Origin of the sequence: Flavobacterium nackdongense, assembly GCF_004355225.1 — a bacterium.
In the GTDB taxonomy this organism is placed as follows: domain Bacteria; phylum Bacteroidota; class Bacteroidia; order Flavobacteriales; family Flavobacteriaceae; genus Flavobacterium; species Flavobacterium nackdongense.
Genome location: NZ_CP037933.1, coordinates 780,065 through 798,860, shown reverse-complemented (window position 1 = coordinate 798,860; position 18,796 = coordinate 780,065). Strand labels below are relative to the sequence as shown.

General features: G+C 40.2%; 9 protein-coding genes. 1 reads left to right on the top strand and 8 read right to left on the bottom strand.

Annotated elements, in window-relative coordinates; all coding sequences use genetic code 11:
• Window positions 1–90: 90 nt before the first annotated feature.
• The 8 genes from E1750_RS03185 to E1750_RS03150 form a co-directional block, all read right to left on the bottom strand.
• Window positions 91–2,550 carry a DUF5010 domain-containing protein gene (locus tag E1750_RS03185; RefSeq protein WP_133275376.1) on the bottom strand — a complete coding sequence of 820 codons (2,460 nt, stop codon included), beginning with the start codon at window positions 2,548–2,550 and terminating at the stop codon, window positions 91–93.
• Between the two features lie 49 nt (window positions 2,551–2,599).
• A complete protein-coding gene (locus E1750_RS03180; protein ID WP_133275375.1) occupies window positions 2,600–3,985 on the bottom strand; it encodes a metallophosphoesterase family protein in 1,386 nt (461 codons plus the stop codon).
• A 232-nt stretch (window positions 3,986–4,217) separates the two neighbouring features.
• Window positions 4,218–5,891 carry a T9SS type A sorting domain-containing protein gene (locus E1750_RS03175; protein ID WP_133275374.1) on the bottom strand — a complete coding sequence of 558 codons (1,674 nt, stop codon included), beginning with the start codon at window positions 5,889–5,891 and terminating at the stop codon, window positions 4,218–4,220.
• Between the two features lie 237 nt (window positions 5,892–6,128).
• A complete protein-coding gene (locus E1750_RS03170) occupies window positions 6,129–7,322 on the bottom strand; it encodes an MFS transporter (RefSeq protein ID WP_133275373.1) in 1,194 nt (397 codons plus the stop codon).
• Between the two features lie 23 nt (window positions 7,323–7,345).
• On the bottom strand, window positions 7,346–8,629 hold the full coding sequence (locus tag E1750_RS03165; protein ID WP_133275372.1) for a glycoside hydrolase family 71/99-like protein: 1,284 nt from the start codon (window positions 8,627–8,629) through the stop codon (window positions 7,346–7,348).
• A gap of 411 nt (window positions 8,630–9,040) precedes the next feature.
• Window positions 9,041–11,332, bottom strand: coding sequence for a GH92 family glycosyl hydrolase (locus E1750_RS03160; protein WP_133275371.1), 2,292 nt, complete (start codon window positions 11,330–11,332; stop codon window positions 9,041–9,043).
• A 688-nt stretch (window positions 11,333–12,020) separates the two neighbouring features.
• A complete protein-coding gene (locus tag E1750_RS03155) occupies window positions 12,021–12,221 on the bottom strand; it encodes a hypothetical protein (protein WP_133275370.1) in 201 nt (66 codons plus the stop codon).
• A gap of 3 nt (window positions 12,222–12,224) precedes the next feature.
• Complete coding sequence (locus tag E1750_RS03150) at window positions 12,225–14,648, bottom strand: T9SS type A sorting domain-containing protein (protein WP_133275369.1); 2,424 nt, start codon at window positions 14,646–14,648, stop codon at window positions 12,225–12,227.
• A 920-nt stretch (window positions 14,649–15,568) separates the two neighbouring features.
• Between E1750_RS03150 and E1750_RS03145 the strand changes: the two genes are divergently transcribed.
• Complete coding sequence (locus E1750_RS03145) at window positions 15,569–16,618, top strand: XdhC family protein (protein ID WP_133275368.1); 1,050 nt, start codon at window positions 15,569–15,571, stop codon at window positions 16,616–16,618.
• Window positions 16,619–18,796 lie beyond the last annotated feature (2,178 nt).

Below are 18,796 nucleotides of genomic sequence, written 5' to 3'. Positions count from 1 at the left end.
CGTCATTTTTTTGAATGAAAAGGATTCAAAATCCCAAAAAAATAAGGTGGTAACAATTGATGCACCACCTTATTCCACTTTGACAAACCACTATTTCACGATCAATTTTTTTACTATCTGAGTGTTTCCAGATTCAATGGAAACAAAGTAAATGGCTTCGTTTAATTTGCCTGAAAGATTTATATCGGCACGATTGGATTGGCTTATTGAGGTGTGGTACACTTCTTGTCCAATGAGATTCAGGATTTTGATTTTTACCTCATTTTGAGTGTTAAAACCAGTTAATTCCACTGATAAATCACCGCCTTTGTAGGGATTAGGATAGACAGCCACTGATTTTTCTTTTTGATAAGCTTCGATGTCATTTGTACCAAGATTGGAAACATTGGTCACTACTAATTCATCGATATTGCCACCATTGCCTGTACCGACAGTCAATTGAATTTCGTTAACACCCGCTTTTAGTGCTTGTGTGCTACTTACCGTTTTCCAAATATTCCAAGCACCTGTTCCTGGGAATGGCATTGCTACAACTACTACTGTACCGTTTACAGATAGATTTAAGGGTCTGTTGCCACTTGCAACGGCGTATCTAAAAGTTAAATCATAATTCCCTGCTGCAGGTACTGCGACAGTCCATTTGATGTAATCGCCCGCAGCACCATTAAAGTCTGCAAAGCCAGTGCCGTTATAGCCTGCATTATTGGCGGCTATAGTGGCTCCTGATAAAAGGGCATCCTCCGCCTGAAGGGTGATTTGTGTCGAAGGGTTTACTACTGAAATCTCAGCGGTGGCGGTTTTTGCTCCATCTTCAGTAGTGACGGTAATGGTAGCTGTTCCTAGTGCAAGACCTGTTACCAAACCGAAAGCATCGACCGTTGCGATTGAGGTATTGCTACTAGACCAAGTTAGCTTGGTGTTCGTCGCATACGAAGGGCTAACTGCCGCTACTAATTGGAGCGTTTTGGTTTTGACTACGCTAGCTGCAGCCGGTGTTACGGCCACAGAGGATACATTTACTGGTCCTGTATTCAGGTTTGTTCTGGTAAAATAGTTAATGTCTGGCGAACCAGATGCAATGGTCAATCGAACAGTACGTGCGCTATTTGCACCGTTGATAAATGTTCCTGCGTCAATCGTCGTCCAAGCGCTATTGGTTGCCGGAAGTATTACTGTAGGTTGAGCTACGCCATCTATTGAGATAAAAATAGAAGCAGCAGCAGTCGATTTGTACCGGATTTCAAATTTATTTTCAGGAACCAAAGGCAGTTCTCTCCATTCCATCCATTCGGTGGCTTCGGTATTGGTTACAAACCAACCACCTCCTGTATCGGAACATTTTAATATATCCAGATTTCTGTTGAATGTTGCGCTGCTGTAGGAAAAAGAATTGCCACTATTTCCTGCCGTTAAATCATTGTTGAAATCACAAGCTTCCGTTTCCATTTTTAGGCTGAAAGGGTACGGATTTTTCGTATAGCTTCTTAAAATATTCAATCTTTGATTAGGATAGTCGTAATATTGCTTGGTCCCTTCTTCGTTGCTGCGCCATAGCGCCGCTCCTTCGGCAGCATCGGTGAAGCCTTCGACCAAAGTTAAATTGGCTCCTGCTTTCACCGTATTGTCCAAACCGTAGCGCAAACGGTCTCCTTGGTCTTTTACATTCATGTAAGGATACAAGGAACCATTGGGTTGTTCCACTGGCTTTACAAAGCTGGGAACACAAACACCCGCTTTGAAATTGTTGAGATTGGTCAGGGAAAATGAAGTTCCTCCTGCAGAGGAAAACCAGCCATGAGCCGCATCTACCATAGCAGGAGTTAAGGAAGAATCTCTGTCAAACCAAGGCGACATTACGATGAGGTAAGGTAAAAAACCAAAATCCGCTTGGCATTTTTGTTTGATATGAGCAATAATCTTAGAAAGGTTACCCTCCATATTGGACATCCAGGTATCTTTTACCGACCAAAAGATAATAACTGGGCGATTGTCTATTTTGTAACGCATATTATCCGGGATGTTTTCGAATGCTAGTTTTAGGTTGTAATCCCAGATGTATTTATAATTGTCGGCATTGCCACAATCAAATAACTCGTATTGGCTAGAGTCTTTTCCGTAGAGATTATAGTTACGGCTCGCCGTCCAAGAATTGGGACAATCGTCAAAAATGGCCAGTTTAAATTTGGCTGCACGGTCCTGCATATATTTTACCATAGTCTTAATATGCTTAGGGTCTCCCGCGCCCAAATCTTTAGTTTGATTGGGTTGCGTGCCTCTTGAAAGCAAGGCTACATAGTCCAATCCGGCATAATCCACCTCTTCGACCATATTTTCCCACCATTGATCCATACCTTCCCATCGGGCTTTTGGGGAAACAGCAGTAGTAGGTAGGTTTTCCGTGACAATCGATTGGTTATAGGAATGCGCATGCCCACCATAGATCTCTTCGAAATGCCAACAAAAAGTGGCTCCTATATCTTGCGAATAGGAAGAGAGTGTCGAAAATAGGCTAATTAGGAGCAAGGCTAATAGATAGTTAATTCTTTTCATTGTGTTGGGTTTTGTTGAAGTCTTACGACTTGAAAATCATTGAATTGTATTATGGCAAAGGAAAAATTGTTATTTCGTTGGTGCTATTGGGTTCTATATTGAGTTGAATATCGACAATATGGTACGATTGGCCATCGAAAGATTGTTCGATTTTGCCTTTAGAAACTCCGTATTTACTGCCCAAAGGCATCACAAATCGGATGCGCGCAGCTTCGATTGGGAAAGAGAAAGTATTGACTAGGCTGGCTGTGTTATTTTTTATTGTGCCCGTATTGGGTTGAACGTAGGTCAGTCGCAGTTTGGGTTTGTACAATTCAGGACGGTCAAAATCGCTTGGATTTTCGATATATTCTACTTGTGCAGTAGGGCTACCGACGGCTTCTGCAGTGCCTGTTTTGCTATTTATTTTATACAAATTAAATTCCAAGTGTTCGCGCATAGAATTCGATATGTACTGAATCGGTTTAGCATTGAATAGGCTCGGATTGGTATTGGCGATATGATGATTATGTCCAACTAAAACTAGGTTAAAGTTCACTTTTTTATCCAAATCCAGCAGTTCGGAATCGCGAATATGTGCGGCTCCCAACCTCAAATTTCCTGGACCTGCTTTTGTAAGCCAAACCGAGGCTTCTTCTATTTGCTTGGTCGGATCGAAGCCGATCCAAGCGTCATTAATTACGATAAATCGTCCGTTATTGTATTTGAAATTATAGGCTTGCAGTCCCCACCATTGGTTCCACCATTTTGATTTTTCAGGATAAAATCCTTCTTCAGGAACTTTATCAAAATCGGTATCGTGGTTTCCGACCACTGTAAAGGTTGCTGCACTTAGTTGATTCAGTCCTTTCAGACCCAATACTTTATTGCCGCTAAAAAGTTGGTTCATTCGGTCTTCGCTAGGACGGTATAAATTATCACCCGTATTGAAGATCATTTCGGGGTTGATGATATTAGCCATATCGACGATAGTCGAAAGTCGGTTTAAAGCTGTTTTATTTCCATTTTGGAAAGCATGAATATCCGAGAAGTGTACAATATAATAGGAGTCTTTGTAGTCCTTGATTACTTTAACGCCAGCCAATGATGTTGCTGGTCCCGTTGAGGTATTGAGAATAATATCATAGCGATCAGCAGGCGTTTTTTGAGGAACTTTGACGGTGATTTTTGTGTTGTAGGTGTTCAATGAGGTGATGTCATAAATCCAACGGCCTGATTGCAGGCTGTAAGTGGTGGCAACGGTGTTGTAAGGCCCTTGCAAACGTATTGACTTAATAGTTTGACCTGCTGTAGCATTAAACCAAACTTCGAAGCTATCGCCAGTTTTTACTATGGCTGTAGTAGCTCTCCAAGGATATACAATAGTCTGACCCCAGCTGGTTTCCGGAAATTGGAAACAGAGTAGCAGTATAAGTAGCGTAACATTTTTTTTCATAAGGATTGTCAAGTTGCCGTTGATTTGGTTTTTTAAAAAAAAGCGGTCTACACGTTGATGCTCGCAATTGTATGGAGATTCAAAAAACGACTACTCCATTTTTCTTTCCACTGATTCTAAAACTAAATCGTTTTCGTAATAAATTCAAAAATAATGGTAATAATTATCGCAAGTACAATTATTACCATTATGTATTGAAAGTTGTTATGTGACAGCTCCGTTTTGTGGGGAACTAGTTAATAATTACTTTTTTCGCAGCTGAACCCGCTGTAGTGTTTAACCTAACGATGTAAACTCCTGCGTTCAATGATTTTTCAATGGTAGTTCTTGCTCCTGTAGCCGCTGTTTTGGCTACCACTTGACCAAGTGTATTGTACACCGTGATCGACCCAGTGTAGTCGTTAGTGCTGTTTTCAACGGTAATTTGGTTGTTGGCATTGCGATAGACTAGGATAGCACTGTCAAGATTTTTTCTCAATCCTAGTACAGGATTTTTCTCTACTGAACCAGCACTAATATCAGTAGTAGAAGGACGTGTTTTGCCTAATTGGTCAGTAGTAATTGGACTTAAAAATGTTGATTTCCCGAAAGTAATCGCTGGTGATCCATCTCCTAAAGTATAATATCTTACTTTAAGATCGTCTGGATTATTTCTTACAAGCATCGCTTTCAAATCTGGAGTAAGAGTAGTAATGTAGTTATAATAAGTAGCATCAGTTATATTAGCTGTTGGTACATTAGCCGCAAGGGATGTTACAGCACCTATCATTGAATTTTTGACAGCTATATAACCAACAGTATTTTCAGGAGCTGTACCCGTTGCAGCATCAGCTTTAACCTGCATATCACTTGCAACACCTGCATCTGTTTTGTTTCCTTCTACGATACAATTACTCACAGTTAAATTACCATAATTTCCTGTTGCATTAGTTCCGAATGCAAAATATATTCCAGCACCAGCAGTAGAACTTCCTCCAGTAGTATTTTCGGTAATGGTACTGTTTACAATGTTCACATAGGCTGTATTAGGTGTTTTTGCACTCCAGTTGATGGCTCCACCATTTGCATTATTAGCAGTCACTTTATTACCTCTTATAGTACAATTGATGATGTTAATTTCAGGTTTTCCTGTTGGAGCGTTAAAACGAATGTAGAAAGCAGAACCTCCTGTAGTACCATTGGCTAAATTGTTAGTTATGGCACAACCCTCAAAAGTGATCTTTCCACCGTTACCAACGCTTTGGATGTAAATTGGACCTCCTTTTGTCCCTTCGTTTGCATTGAAAACACAGTTTTTGAAAGATGTAGCTTTTCCTGATCCATTAGAACCACCAATGTAAATTGCACCTCCACTTATCGCTGAATGCCCTGATGTTGTGTTTGAATCAAAAACTACATTTTCAGCAACAATAGCTCCATTAGTCATCAAAATAGCACCACCTCCCGCCGCAACAGTTGTGAGATCAGTTATTAGCGCTCCATTGATTAATTTTAGATTTTTTAAGCCAAGGGTAAAATCAGCAGTTAATTGAATAAATCTTGTATTTATAAAAGTTTGGGTATCCACTCCTTGAAATCCATCTGTATCCGATGAAGTCCCTTGGATGTTTAAGTTTTTTGTTATTACGATTCCAACTTTGTTCGTTGTTGAAGGACCAGATGTAGTTGTAGTAGCAGTATTTCCAGGATCATTAACAAAATCTATAAGCCCCGAAACCATTATAGTATCGCCATCTGCAGCCAATCCTTGCGCAACCGAGAATGATTTTACTGCCGTACCCATGCTCAGTCCATTATTACTGTCATTACCAGTGGCAGACAAGTAAATGGTACCCGCGTAGGTCATCGAAAAGAATCCACATAAAATCAGTGTGAATACCGCTTTCAAAAAGTAAGTGTTTTTCATAATTTTTGTTTTTTTTAGTTATTTAATAAATTAATTGAAGTCAAAATTAGAACTGAGGAATTAATTTCTACTTAAAAAAGGCTTAATCGGGGCGTTAAAATCAAAAAAAATGTAAATTTTAAATCGAATTTGAAACAATTTTTATTTGGAGTGCCGTTTATCGGCTTTTCCTTTTTTCTTTTGGTTCGAAATGGGAAATAATTTTGATTTTTATAACGGCTGGTTTTCCTTATTTTTTTAGAATTGGGACACGTAATGCGCTCGGTATTTTTTCAATTGTTGGCGTTTAAAACTTTCAAAAACCGAAATTGTAAATAAATAGGCCAAGCATACAATGACCACAATTAAACTGATAAGGGTATCATAGTTTTGGCTAATCAGTTCCATCAAGTATGGGATGAAAGCGCCTCCGGATACCGCCATCACGAGCAAACCCGATAATTCATTGGCTTTTTCAGGCATTTTGGTTAGTGTTATCGAAAAAATTAAAGGAAAGCAGTTGCCAATTCCGAAACCAAGCAGCACAATTGCAATCAGCCCGATGGACGGACTCGGCGCAAAAAGTAGCAAAACAATTCCGAAAAGTGCCAAAGATGAGGATGCGATGAGCAACATTCGCGCTGGAAACCTTACCAATAGAACTGTGCCAAGGAAACGACTTAGTAGTATGGCAGTAAAATAATAATTCAGACCAATACTGGCTTTTTCAACAGATAAACCAAAAACAAAATTCAAATAATTTTCAATACTGGAATACATTCCAACATCGGCCCCGACTGCGAGAAAAAGGCCTAAAACCATCATCAAAATCGCTGGCTTTTTGAGCAGGCCCAGGGTCGATTGGACCGAGAACCGCGCCCTCGTACCGCCTGTCTTTTCGATTTTTGTTGTACACAACCCCGCTATAGCTAACACAGAAATTAATGTGTACAAGGCAAATACGAAACGCCAATCGCCTAATTCGGAGGCAAAAAATGGTAAAATTACAAGTCCTATAACCAGCACAAGTACTTTGAAAAAATGTACTGCATTCATCAATCGCGGCAATTTTTGGATTCCAGCAAGCCCCTGTAGCAGTGGGTTGGCCGCCACTTGACCCATCGTGTTACCTATTCCCACCAATGTAAATGCCGTTACCAATGCCCTTATCGAATGTTCAAATATTGGAATGAGCATCCCCACGGCTGCGATTCCTATACCCAAACTCAGCATGTTTTTTTTACCAAGGCGGTGTTGGATTGCGGCTGCGGGCAAGGCTAAAATTAAAAACCATACAAAAATCAAGAAGGGCAGCAACGAACTGAGCGAATCAGCTAGTGCAAAGTCCAATTTGAAATGATGGATCGCTACCGCAACAATGTCCACAAAGCCCATCACCATAAAAGCGATTATGATAGGAAGTATCCCTTTCCAATTCCATTTTTTAGCCATATTTTGGGTGTTTTTAAAGTCCGTTATTTTGAAGTTGATGAAGTATCTCGATAGGGCATTTGGGCAGAAAAAGGTATTTCCTTGCGCAACATTTTTCCAGCTTGGCCTGTTAGCCACAAATAAGTGTCCGAAGGTTTTCCGTCCATCGTGATAAATTTAGCGGTCGTGCTTACCGGCGGCGTATCGCTGCATTTGAAAATGGCCGTTCCTTCATTGACCTCGTCAAACATCGCGATGTAGAGCATCGTCGCACCCGCTTTGATTGCCGTCGCAATTTGTTGCCAATAAAATCGTCCGCCCTGTCGGGGAATCGATCCTACCGGTTTGATGTCATCGGGAAATTCAAATTTGCTCAAATTGTGCCAGCTAAAACCGGGCGTAACGCAAGGCACATAATCCAATCGGTTCTCTTTACACCATTTGATGTCGCCCAGTATTAGGTCACGGTAGCGATCCATGTCATTGTGCAAAAGGGGAGAAAAACGTTGCACCGTCCAGGGCAAAACAATATCCGCTTGTTTGATTAATTCATGCAGGTAAGGATCCGAAGCGCAATCCGAATTTAAATCGCGCCAATAGGTGGGAACGCCTAACATCACGGCGCATCCCCCATATTTTGGGTCATTTTTCAAGAAGTCGATAAAGCGGTCTATTCCGATCTGGCGAATGTTGTACTCACGATCCGGAAAACCCAATCCCCAAATAGTCACCAGGGGCTTGCCGTTGTGCAAAATATAAGTGTTGGTACCCGATGGATTGGTCACTTTCAACGAATCGACCAAGTATTTCCAATCCTCGATGAGTTTAGAACAATCTTCACCCTGCGCTTTAAGTCCCGAAAGGTCATACATAACGCCTAAGGCTCGTTCGTATTTGGAGGCAGCAGCGATGGCATTTCGCAATACATTTGTCGCGCCTGTATGTCGCGCTTTTACATCAGTAGCATTGAAAAACCGCTGCATAAAAACACCATCGAGTTGGTATTCTTTCATCCATTTGAAATGCAGATCGACCGTACTCGCATCATCCGAACTAAAAAATCGAGCGGTAGAACCATCGGCCAATTTCAAGCCGGTAGGATAGGTTTTTTGATATTCGGAAACCTCGGGCCACATATCGATGCGCATTTTGGTTTCGTCGGGATACATAATTCCATCCTTCGGTGCGCGAAACCAACCTTGATAGCCAGCCATTAGTAGTCCTTTGTAATTGGGATATTTACTGTCTTTACGATGCTTGTTTTGGGCATTGGAACGAACAGCAAAAAGGAAGGAAGCGAGAAGAATGAGGATGATTTTTGTTTTCATTTTTACTTTATTTGGTACATTGTTTGCCTAGTTTGGGCTCTTTTCTTGATTGGTGTTGCTTCATTTTTGATGGATTAAAATCCATTCCAACAATATGTTTCGGGAGGACGGATTGAAATCCATCCTTATAATATGTTTCGAGCCTACGGCTCTTCGCCATAAAGTTCCTTCGGAACGACTTGTTTTGTAGCAACGGATTTCAATCCGTTGAAAAAATAGAATTCGTTACAAAGGAGTTCCCCGGGAACGGTGCATTTCGACTATCAACAGACCCTTATTCAGGGGTTTCACCCAACAACTAGAAAATCGATTTTTTATCAGACCTATGAGATCAGACCTATAAGGTTTTTAAAACCTTATAGGTCTTTATACGTCTTTTAGTTAGCTCTTCATTTGAATTTGCTAAAAAAATTAATTCGTAAACACGGTTTTGTTGATGGTATTGCCCATTTCAAATTCTAAAACACCGCCGTTGACCAGGTCTTGATGACTAAAAAATGGTTTTTTCAAGGGCACTCCATTGAGTTTGGCCGATTGAATATATTTATTGTTGGCGCTATTATTCTTGGTTTTGATTTGGAAGGTTTTGCCATTGGCAAGCGGAATACTGACGGTATCAAATAGCGGACGACCGATAGAGTAGGTGTTGTCACCCGGGCAAAAAGAGTAAAATCCCATCGCATTTAGCACATACCAAGCCGACATTTGACCACAGTCTTCGTTGCCTGCCAAGCCATTGGGATTGTTGAAATACAAGGTTTTCATGATATCGTCAGTTAGTTTTTGGGTTTTCCAAGATTCACCAACAAAGTTGTACAAATGTGTGATGTGGTGGCTGGGCTCGTTTCCGTGCGCATATTGACCAATCAATCCAGTGATATCGCTCGATACGGTGCCGCCTGTCAACGCTGAACTGGTCGAAAACAGCTTGTCCAGATTTTTGATAAAAGCGGTTTTACCACCCATCAGTTCGACCAAGCCTGCTACATCTTGCGGTACAAACCAAGTCCATTGATAGGCATTGCCTTCGGTATAATCATTGACATTGTGCTGCGAAAAGCGAGGGTCAAAAGGCGTTCTCCAACTCCCATCCTGATTTTTACCGCGCATAAATCCTGTTGTGGTATCGTAATAGGTTTTGTATCGTTTGGAACGTTCCATAAATAGGGTATAATCTTCTGTTTTGCCCAAGTCTTTCGCCATTTGCGCAATACACCAATCATCATAAGCATATTCCAGCGCTTTGGAAACCGACTGTTTTTCGAGATCCGACGGAATATAACCCAATTGTTCGTTGTACAATTTCGCTTTTGGCATCAGCCTATTGGCGACGTCTTCATTGGGAAAAAGGATGCCGCTGCGATTGTAGCTAGCCGCTTCTTTCATGGCTTTGTACGCTTTATCTACATCGAAGTTGCGAATCCCTTTATTGTAGGCATCGACAACAACGGGAACCGAATGGTAGCCGATCATGCAGCCGGTGTAATTGGCAACTAACTCCCACATTGGCAAAACTCCTCCTTCGTCATACTTGTGAAGCAAGGTATTGATGAAATCATTGGTTCGCTCGGGATCCAAAATGGTTTTTAGGGGATTGAAGGCTCTAAAAGTGTCCCAAAGCGAAAACACAGTATAGGAATTTTTGCCATTAGAGTTTTTTATTTTTTTATCCATACCACGATAGCGAAAATCGACATCGGTGAATAGGTTCGGACTGATTGCCGTATGGTACAGGGAGGTGTAAAAAATGGTTTTTTCATCGGTGGTGCCGCCCGCAATGTTGATTTTGCTAAGCTCCTTTTGCCAAAGTTCGTGCGCTGCCTTTTTGACTCCCTCAAAGTCCCAATTGGGGATTTCTTTTTCTAAATTCTGTTGAGCACCCCAATTATCCACAGCTGAAATGCCTACTTTGGCCAAGATTTGTTCCCCTTTTTGGATGTCAAAAGTTAAAACAGCCACCAGATGACTGGCTTTGGCAAGGTCTTTAGTATCTATTTTTTTTCCATTATCATAGAAAACACAAGTAAAGGGTTGGCTGAACTTAGCGTGAAAAAACAGATTTTGGTCTACGGCCCAACCACTCGATTTTTTGTAGCCTTGAATTTCAGTATTGCTAATGATGCGTATTTCTTGGTCTGGCTTTTTATCTTCATAAATGGTGTGTGCCAAATCAATGATAATACCAGAGGGACCTGCATTATAATAAGTATATTGATGAAATCCAGCGCGGGTCGTTGCGGTTAGTGCTGCTTTAATGTTATCATCTTTCAATAGCACACTATAATAGCCAGGCTCTGCCTTTTCATCCTGATGGCTGAATCGGGAACGGTAGCCTGAATCAGGATCTTCGGGAGTTCCTACTTGGAGTTTTGGCGTTCCTGTAAAGGGCATAAACAGCACATCGCCCAAATCGCTGATTCCTGTGCCACTCAAATGGGTATGCGAAAAACCCATGATAGAACTATCGGTATAATGATAGCCCCCGCAAGCATCCCATTCTAGGGTTCGCGTATCAGGACTTAATTGCACCATTCCATAGGGTAGGGTTGCCCCCGGAAAAGTATGACCGTGGCCTCCTGTGCCAATAAAAGTGTTGACGTATTGGGTAGGGTCTGTTGTTTTTGAAGTACTCTTTTTTTGGGCAGGGCAACTGCTCACCAAAAAGACGATTTGAAAAAGGCTGAGTCCTATTATTTTCTTCATTGTGACTTAAATTATACATACAAAGAAAAGATCAGGCAATTAACAATCGATTAATTCCAGATTAATAATGGCATAATAAATAATTAATTCAGGGATAAATGACTTTTATTTCAAGAAAAAAGAAATTAATGTTCTTGAAATTGTATCAGAAATTACGTTTTTGTAGCATTTGCAAATGAGGCCAAACGAAATTAAGTTTAGTGGTTCTACTGGAAATGTTGTGAACATTCATTTTATTTCAAACCATTGAGAACATTAAGTTAGCTTCGCTAGTTTCATTAAGCATACTCACAACCTTAATTTTCTTAATCTTAATGGTTTAAAACAGTGGTATTATATTTTATAATTGTTTTTTATTTTCACACAAAACCCAGTAGAAACAGCTTAGTTAAATTCATATAGGGTAACATCCTGATATAGTGACGAAATAAGATCAAACAAAAATTAGATTTTAACCCAATTTGCGAGTCAGCTTGTCACGCTGTAAGCGTCTCTACACTTGTGCTTGGCGAATCCTATGGACTGACAAATAGCCTACTATTTAGGACTATTTTATATGCGTTTTTGGTATGAGATAGTGTATTGGTATCTAATTGATTCAGGCGGGTTTAAGATATAATTGGCATAAAAAACCCTGCTCCAAGGTGGAGCAGGGTTTAGAAAAACAGGCGCTAACTATTAAAAAAACCTATTTTAAATTATTGTCGATTTTGCGGCGCATCGATCTGAATTTCAGGTAAACTAATACCAAACCTATTGCGGCCAAAACCCAAAGATAATCACCAATTGGGGCTGGGTCTGGATCAGCTCCTGGGTCTTCTTGTGCAAAAATTGGACTTGTAAATAGCATAATAAATAAACTAGCTAGGATATAAATTGTTTTTTTCATGGCTTATTGAATAATTAGTTTTTTAGTAGTTGCAGTTCCGTTGTTCGATGCTTTTAGGATATAAACTCCCGCAGACCAAGCTTTCGTTTGAATGGTGGTAGTGGTTCCTGGATTCGATTTTTGAGAATGAATCAGTTGTCCGTTTAGATTACTAATTTCAATTCTTGAAGCGCCATCGGTGGTATTTTGTCCGTTGGTGATGTTCACTTCAGCACGAGCAGGGTTTGGCCACAATTGAATTTTTGAATCCAATTCGTTTACGCTAACTCCTAAAGAACTAGCTGTTCTTAAATTGATGGCGAAACGAGCATTTCCTTGACTGGCTGGGTTGCTATCGATCGTAAAAACATAGTCAGTTCCTTGAGTCAAATCCGTATTGGTGTTCAAGTAAGTATCAACAAGAACTGCTTCAAAACCAGCTGGAATACTGTTTTCAGTTACTCTAACCGTATAATTCTTTTGAATACTGGAAGTTATTCCAAGCGGAATAGTTTGAGCCGCCAATTCCAATTCGGAAACCGCCATTTTGTTGGTTCCCGCGATGCTATAGGTGTCTAATATGGAATTCGGTAATTTTCCAAAATCGATATTGCTGCTACCATCAGTCGTTGCTCTGAATCGCAAGGCTAAAGCATCATAATAAATACCATCACTGTTTATTTCTAGTTTTAAGGAAGGGGTTGCAGCACCATTTTTTTGTGCCACTTTATGATTGTAGGTACCAGTTTGCAATGGAGTTCCAGTGAATATTGCTGATGTAGGAACGTTGATACTACCATCTGCAGTAGCTTGAACAAAAATCGCACCCATGGCAGGAATGACGACGTCAGTAGCGCTCCCAGCAGCTCCTGAAACAGTTGGAGTGTCATACCCTCCAGCTTTTACTTTTACATCTGTAGCAGCATTGTTCGGATTGTAGTAAGAAACGGTATTGCTTAATCCAGTACTTGCAGCAATTATACTGGAAACGCTCACAGGAGCTGTATAAGGATTGGCTAACAAGTAAAATTGACCTGCAGTAGTAGCGATTGAAGCAGGCGCGACATTAGCTGCCGTTCCTTTGTTCACCAAAGTTACATTCGAAGGTCCAGTAGCATAAGCAGGAGCTTCTCCACTAAGACCTGTAATAAATACTTTATACGCTTTTTGCGTATCCATAGAAGCCGAACCATCTGTACTAGTCCAAGTGTTGGTGCCAGAAACATATTCTCCTGTATAATTAGTACCTAAAGTAATCCCGCTATCTGTTGCTAAAGTACTAAACGTTTTAGAATCCAATGGATTGCTCAACAGCCTCCAGCCGCGTTGGTTGCTGCTCAAATAGCGTTGTAGTTGCACATTAGCAACGCTACTAGAACTCACTAAACTTGCAGAGCCCGAGCTAGTTGACTTAAGAGTTAAAATGCCGCTATTTGTAATTACTCCGCTATTGGTTAAAATCCCTGAAATTTCTATGTTTTTTAACGCTGGTATAACAAGTGTTGCTGTAGAATTTACTACTAAATTATTGTAATTTAAAAATGGGTTAGCTCCAGCAGTATCGCTGGAAAGCGCTTTTTGCGTTCCACTCGCAGCAGCATAGATAATAGTACCATTGTTGGTAAATAATCCACTTAATGATAAATTAGGAACTGCTCCTTTTAGTTCCAAAGTACCACCATTGTCGATGGTTATAGTCGTACCCAGATTGATAACTGGAGAAGTACCTGTTCTTGTTGAAGTTACAATAGCTCCATTTTTTATTGTAGTTGGTCCTGTACTTGACAGAGCATTCTTTGCATCGACTTTTCCGCTTGAAAATGTAAGCGGATTAAATCTGATTCCACTATTTAAAATTCCAGTTGCACCAGCGTCCAATGCAAATTCTGCGCCATTATTTGTTGAAACTGCATTCCATTCACCAGTAAATGTAATCCCTCTCGTAGCTCCAACAAATTTTATTGTGCTGCTGTTTGGCGGGGTGATCATAGCCGAGAGCGTACCGGTAGAATCTGTACCTAAATACGAACCGTCTGCAATTCCAGTAACAGCTGTCCCCGTATAACATCTAATTTTTCCATTAACATTGACCGTATTTCCTGCTCCAACTGCAAGAACTCCTGTGGTACCAGTTACTGTAGCGCTAATATGCAAACTATAACAAGATACTGAAAGGGCATCAACAGTGACAGTATGGCCTGATTGTATGTACACCGTGTTTGTTGCTCCAGGAGCAGCGGTTGCCTCAGCCCAAGCCCCAGCAGTTCTTGTTTCCCAGGTAGATGCAGTATTCCAAGTCCCAGTTGCTTTAGATCGGTAATCGCCGTCTGTAGCAATATCGGTTGCTGAGGGCGGATTTTGCGCAAAACATAAATTCAGACAAAATAAAAAGCTCAAACTGCACACTAGTAAGTTGAACTTTTTTCGATTCAGTAATTTTGATTTCATAACTTTTTGTTTTTTTTTAATGGTTAATTAATAAAATTGAATTAACTACACGTTAATAGGTTACAAATTACTCAGCGCACGATTAATTTTTAAATAATTAATACTCAAAATTTTATTAAAATTTTATTAATTTGAGGCATTAATAAAAAAAAAGGTAAAAAAAACAACTAATAGCAGTAAGGGATTAAAAAAGGAGGCTGTTCTAAGAATCTGCTTTTCAACTAATTCATTCCACAGCCTGAAGCCTATTTTATTTTGGAGAGCTAGGTTTGTTATAGCAATACAAAGGCTGTCATTCTGCAGCAGTATCCGAACCTAGTGCCAATCTGGCAAGAATAGCAAAGCACCTATAGTCCTAATGGGTATAAAAGACAGCTTCACAAAAAAGGATTAGCAGGAGTCAGGGTGAATACTAAGGTATATCTAGTCCTTCAAGATTACAAGGCCAACAGATAACCGATAATAGAAAACCAATAACCCATCACCTCAAACCGCTAGCCGCCCCACTATAAAACGTAATTATCTCGATTTTCTTAGGAGTCTAAAAGTATTGTCTTCCACACCAACAACAGCAAAACTTAAAAAATACAATTCCAGCCTCCAAACTCTTGAAAATTTGAGTTAAGTTGGTTACATTTGGGTTGCAAAAGCAAGTACGTTGCATTTTGCCACTCCTAACCCTCAACCTTAAACTTTAAACCTTAAACAATTTTAAACAACCCTCAACCACAAACCCGTAACCCCCAACCCGCAACTTCAAACAACCTTAAACCTTAAACAATTTTAAACAACCACAAACCACAAACCACAAACCCCCAACTCATAACCCGCAACCTTAAACCCGCAACTTTAAACTTTAAACAATTTTAAACAAACCCTAAACTATAAACTATAAACCACAAACCACAAACAATACAACCATGACCTTCGAGTTCAAAAACTGCATCCATAGCTTCAAGAAAGCCCAAAAAAAAGGCATCAAAACCGTAATGGCCACTTTGGTAGCCTTAGAAGGATCCTCCTATCGAAAGCCGGGCGTGCGCATGCTCCTCTGCGAGGACGGCAAGCATACCGGCGCCATCAGTGGCGGTTGCGTTGAAAAAGAAATCCAAAAGCAAGCCGAATCCGTATTTCAGACCAACCAACCCAAGATGATGACCTATGACGGCCGGTATCGCTTGGGTTGCGAGGGAACCCTCTACATATTGATAGAGACTTTCCATCCCGAGGAGGCTTTGCTTCAGGCATTCGAAAATGCAGTTGCAGGGCGAAAACCATTGCAAATCAAGACCTATTATGAGCGACAATTAGGCAACAGTGACCATTGGGGCTCCCAAATCTCCTTCGACACCAACAAGTGGTTCGCTTTGGCCAACACCTCCCAAGCCGAATCCAAGGCGAGGACTACCGCCTTAGTGCTCGAACAGCAACTGCAACCTTGTTTCCGCTTGATTATTGTCGGCGCCGAACACGATGCGGTGCATTTGTGTTTGCTAGCCTCGGTTTTGGGTTGGGAAGTAGTTCTTGTGGCAAGTGCCCTCAGCACCAAAACGCCCCTTGACTTTCCAGGTGTGCACCAACTCCTCAAACTCGAACCCAACGAAGTGCAACAGCAAGCATTTGACGAGCAAACGGCTATCGTATTGATGACCCACAGTTATGCCCGCGACCTGCAGTATTTATTAGCCATCAAGGATTGTCAAGCCGCCTACATTGGGTTGCTTGGCGCCAAGGCAAGAGGACAAAAATTAATCAATGAATTGGTAGAACAGCAACCCGAACTAGAGGAAGCCTTTTTAGAAAAAATCCACAGCCCAGCAGGACTTGACATCGGATCCATAACACCCCAAGAAATCGCCTTATCCATTTGTTCCGAAATACTGTCTGAAAGCAGGAAGCGGGAAGCGGGAAGCGGGAAGCAGGAAGTTAGAAGAGGAAGAGAACCCACAACCATAAACAATAAACCATAAACAATAAACCCAAAACTCCTTAACAGTTAACCGATTAATCAATTAACCTGAAACTTTAAACCTTAAACTAGATGGTAGATTCAGAAAATAGAAAATTAGAAGCGGGAAGCTGGAAGCAGGAAGCGAGAAGTTAGAAGAGGAAGAGAACCCACAACCATAAACCATAAACAATAAACCCAAAACTCCTTAACAGTTAACCGATTAACCGATTAATCAATTAACCTAAAACTTGAAACTTTAAACCTTAAACCTTAAACTTGAAACCTTAAACCAGATGGCAGATTCAGAAAATAGAAAATTAGAAGCAGGAAGCGGGAAGCCTGAAGCGGGAAGTTAGAAAAGGATGAGAACCCACAACCATAAACAATAAACCATAAACAATAAACCATAAACAATAAACCCAAAACTCCTTAACAGTTAACCGATTAATCAATTAACCTGAAACTTTAAACCTTAAACTAGATGGTAGATTCAGAAAATAGAAAATTAGAAGCGGGAAGCTGGAAGCAGGAAGCGAGAAGTTAGAAGAGGAAGAGAACCCACAACCATAAACCATAAACAATAAACCCAAAACTCCTTAACAGTTAACCGATTAACCGATTAATCAATTAACCTAAAACTTGAAACTTTAAACCTTAAACCTTAAACTTGAAACCTTAAACCAGATGGCAGATTCAGAAAATAGAAAATTAGAAGCAGGAAGCGGGAAGCCTGAAGCGGGAAGTTAGAAGAGGAAGAGAACCCACAACCATAAACCATAAACAATAAACCCAAAACTCCTTAACAGTTAACCGATTAACCGATTAATCAATTAACCTGAAACTTTAAACCTTAAACTAGATGGTAGATTCAGAAAATAGAAAATTAGAAGCGGGAAGCTGGAAGCAGGAAGCGAGAAGTTAGAAGAGGAAGAGAACCCACAACCATAAACCATAAACAATAAACCCAAAACTCCTTAACAGTTAACCGATTAACCGATTAATCAATTAACCTGAAACTTTAAACCTTAAACTAGATGGTAGATTCAGAAAATAGAAAATTAGAAGCGGGAAGCTGGAAGCAGGAAGCGAGAAGTTAGAAGAGGAAGAGAACCCACAACCATAAACCATAAACAATAAACCCAAAACTCCTTAACAGTTAACCGATTAACCGATTAATCAATTAACCTAAAACTTGAAACTTTAAACCTTAAACCTTAAACTTGAAACCTTAAACCAGATGGCAGATTCAGAAAATAGAAAATTAGAAGCAGGAAGCGGGAAGCCTGAAGCGGGAAGTTAGAAAAGGATGAGAACCCACAACCATAAACAATAAACCATAAACAATAAACCATAAACAATAAACCCAAAACTCCTTAACAGTTAACCGATTAATCAATTAACCTGAAACTTTAAACCTTAAACTAGATGGTAGATTCAGAAAATAGAAAATTAGAAGCGGGAAGCTGGAAGCAGGAAGCGAGAAGTTAGAAGAGGAAGAGAACCCACAACCATAAACCATAAACAATAAACCCAAAACTCCTTAACAGTTAACCGATTAACCGATTAATCAATTAACCTAAAACTTGAAACTTTAAACCTTAAACCTTAAACTTGAAACCTTAAACCAGATGGCAGATTCAGAAAATAGAAAATTAGAAGCAGGAAGCGGGAAGCCTGAAGCGGGAAGTTAGAAAAGGATGAGAACCCACAACCATAAACAATAAACCATAAACAATAAACCATAAACAATAAACCCAAAACTCCTTAACAGTTAACCGATTAATCAATTAACCTGAAACTTTAAACCTTAAACTAGATGGTAGATTCAGAAAATAGAAAATTAGAAGCGGGAAGCTGGAAGCAGGAAGCGAGAAGTTAGAAGAGGAAGAGAACCCACAACCATAAACCATAAACAATAAACCCAAAACTCCTTAACAGTTAACCGATTAACCGATTAATCAATTAACCTAAAACTTGAAACTTTAAACCTTAAACCTTAAACTTGAAACCTTAAACCAGATGGCAGATTCAGAAAATAGAAAATTAGAAGCAGGAAGCGGGAAGCCTGAAGCGGGAAGTTAGAAGAGGAAGAGAACCCACAACCATAAACCATAAACAATAAACCCAAAACTCCTTAACAGTTAACCGATTAACCGATTAATCAATTAACCTGAAACTTTAAACCTTAAACTAGATG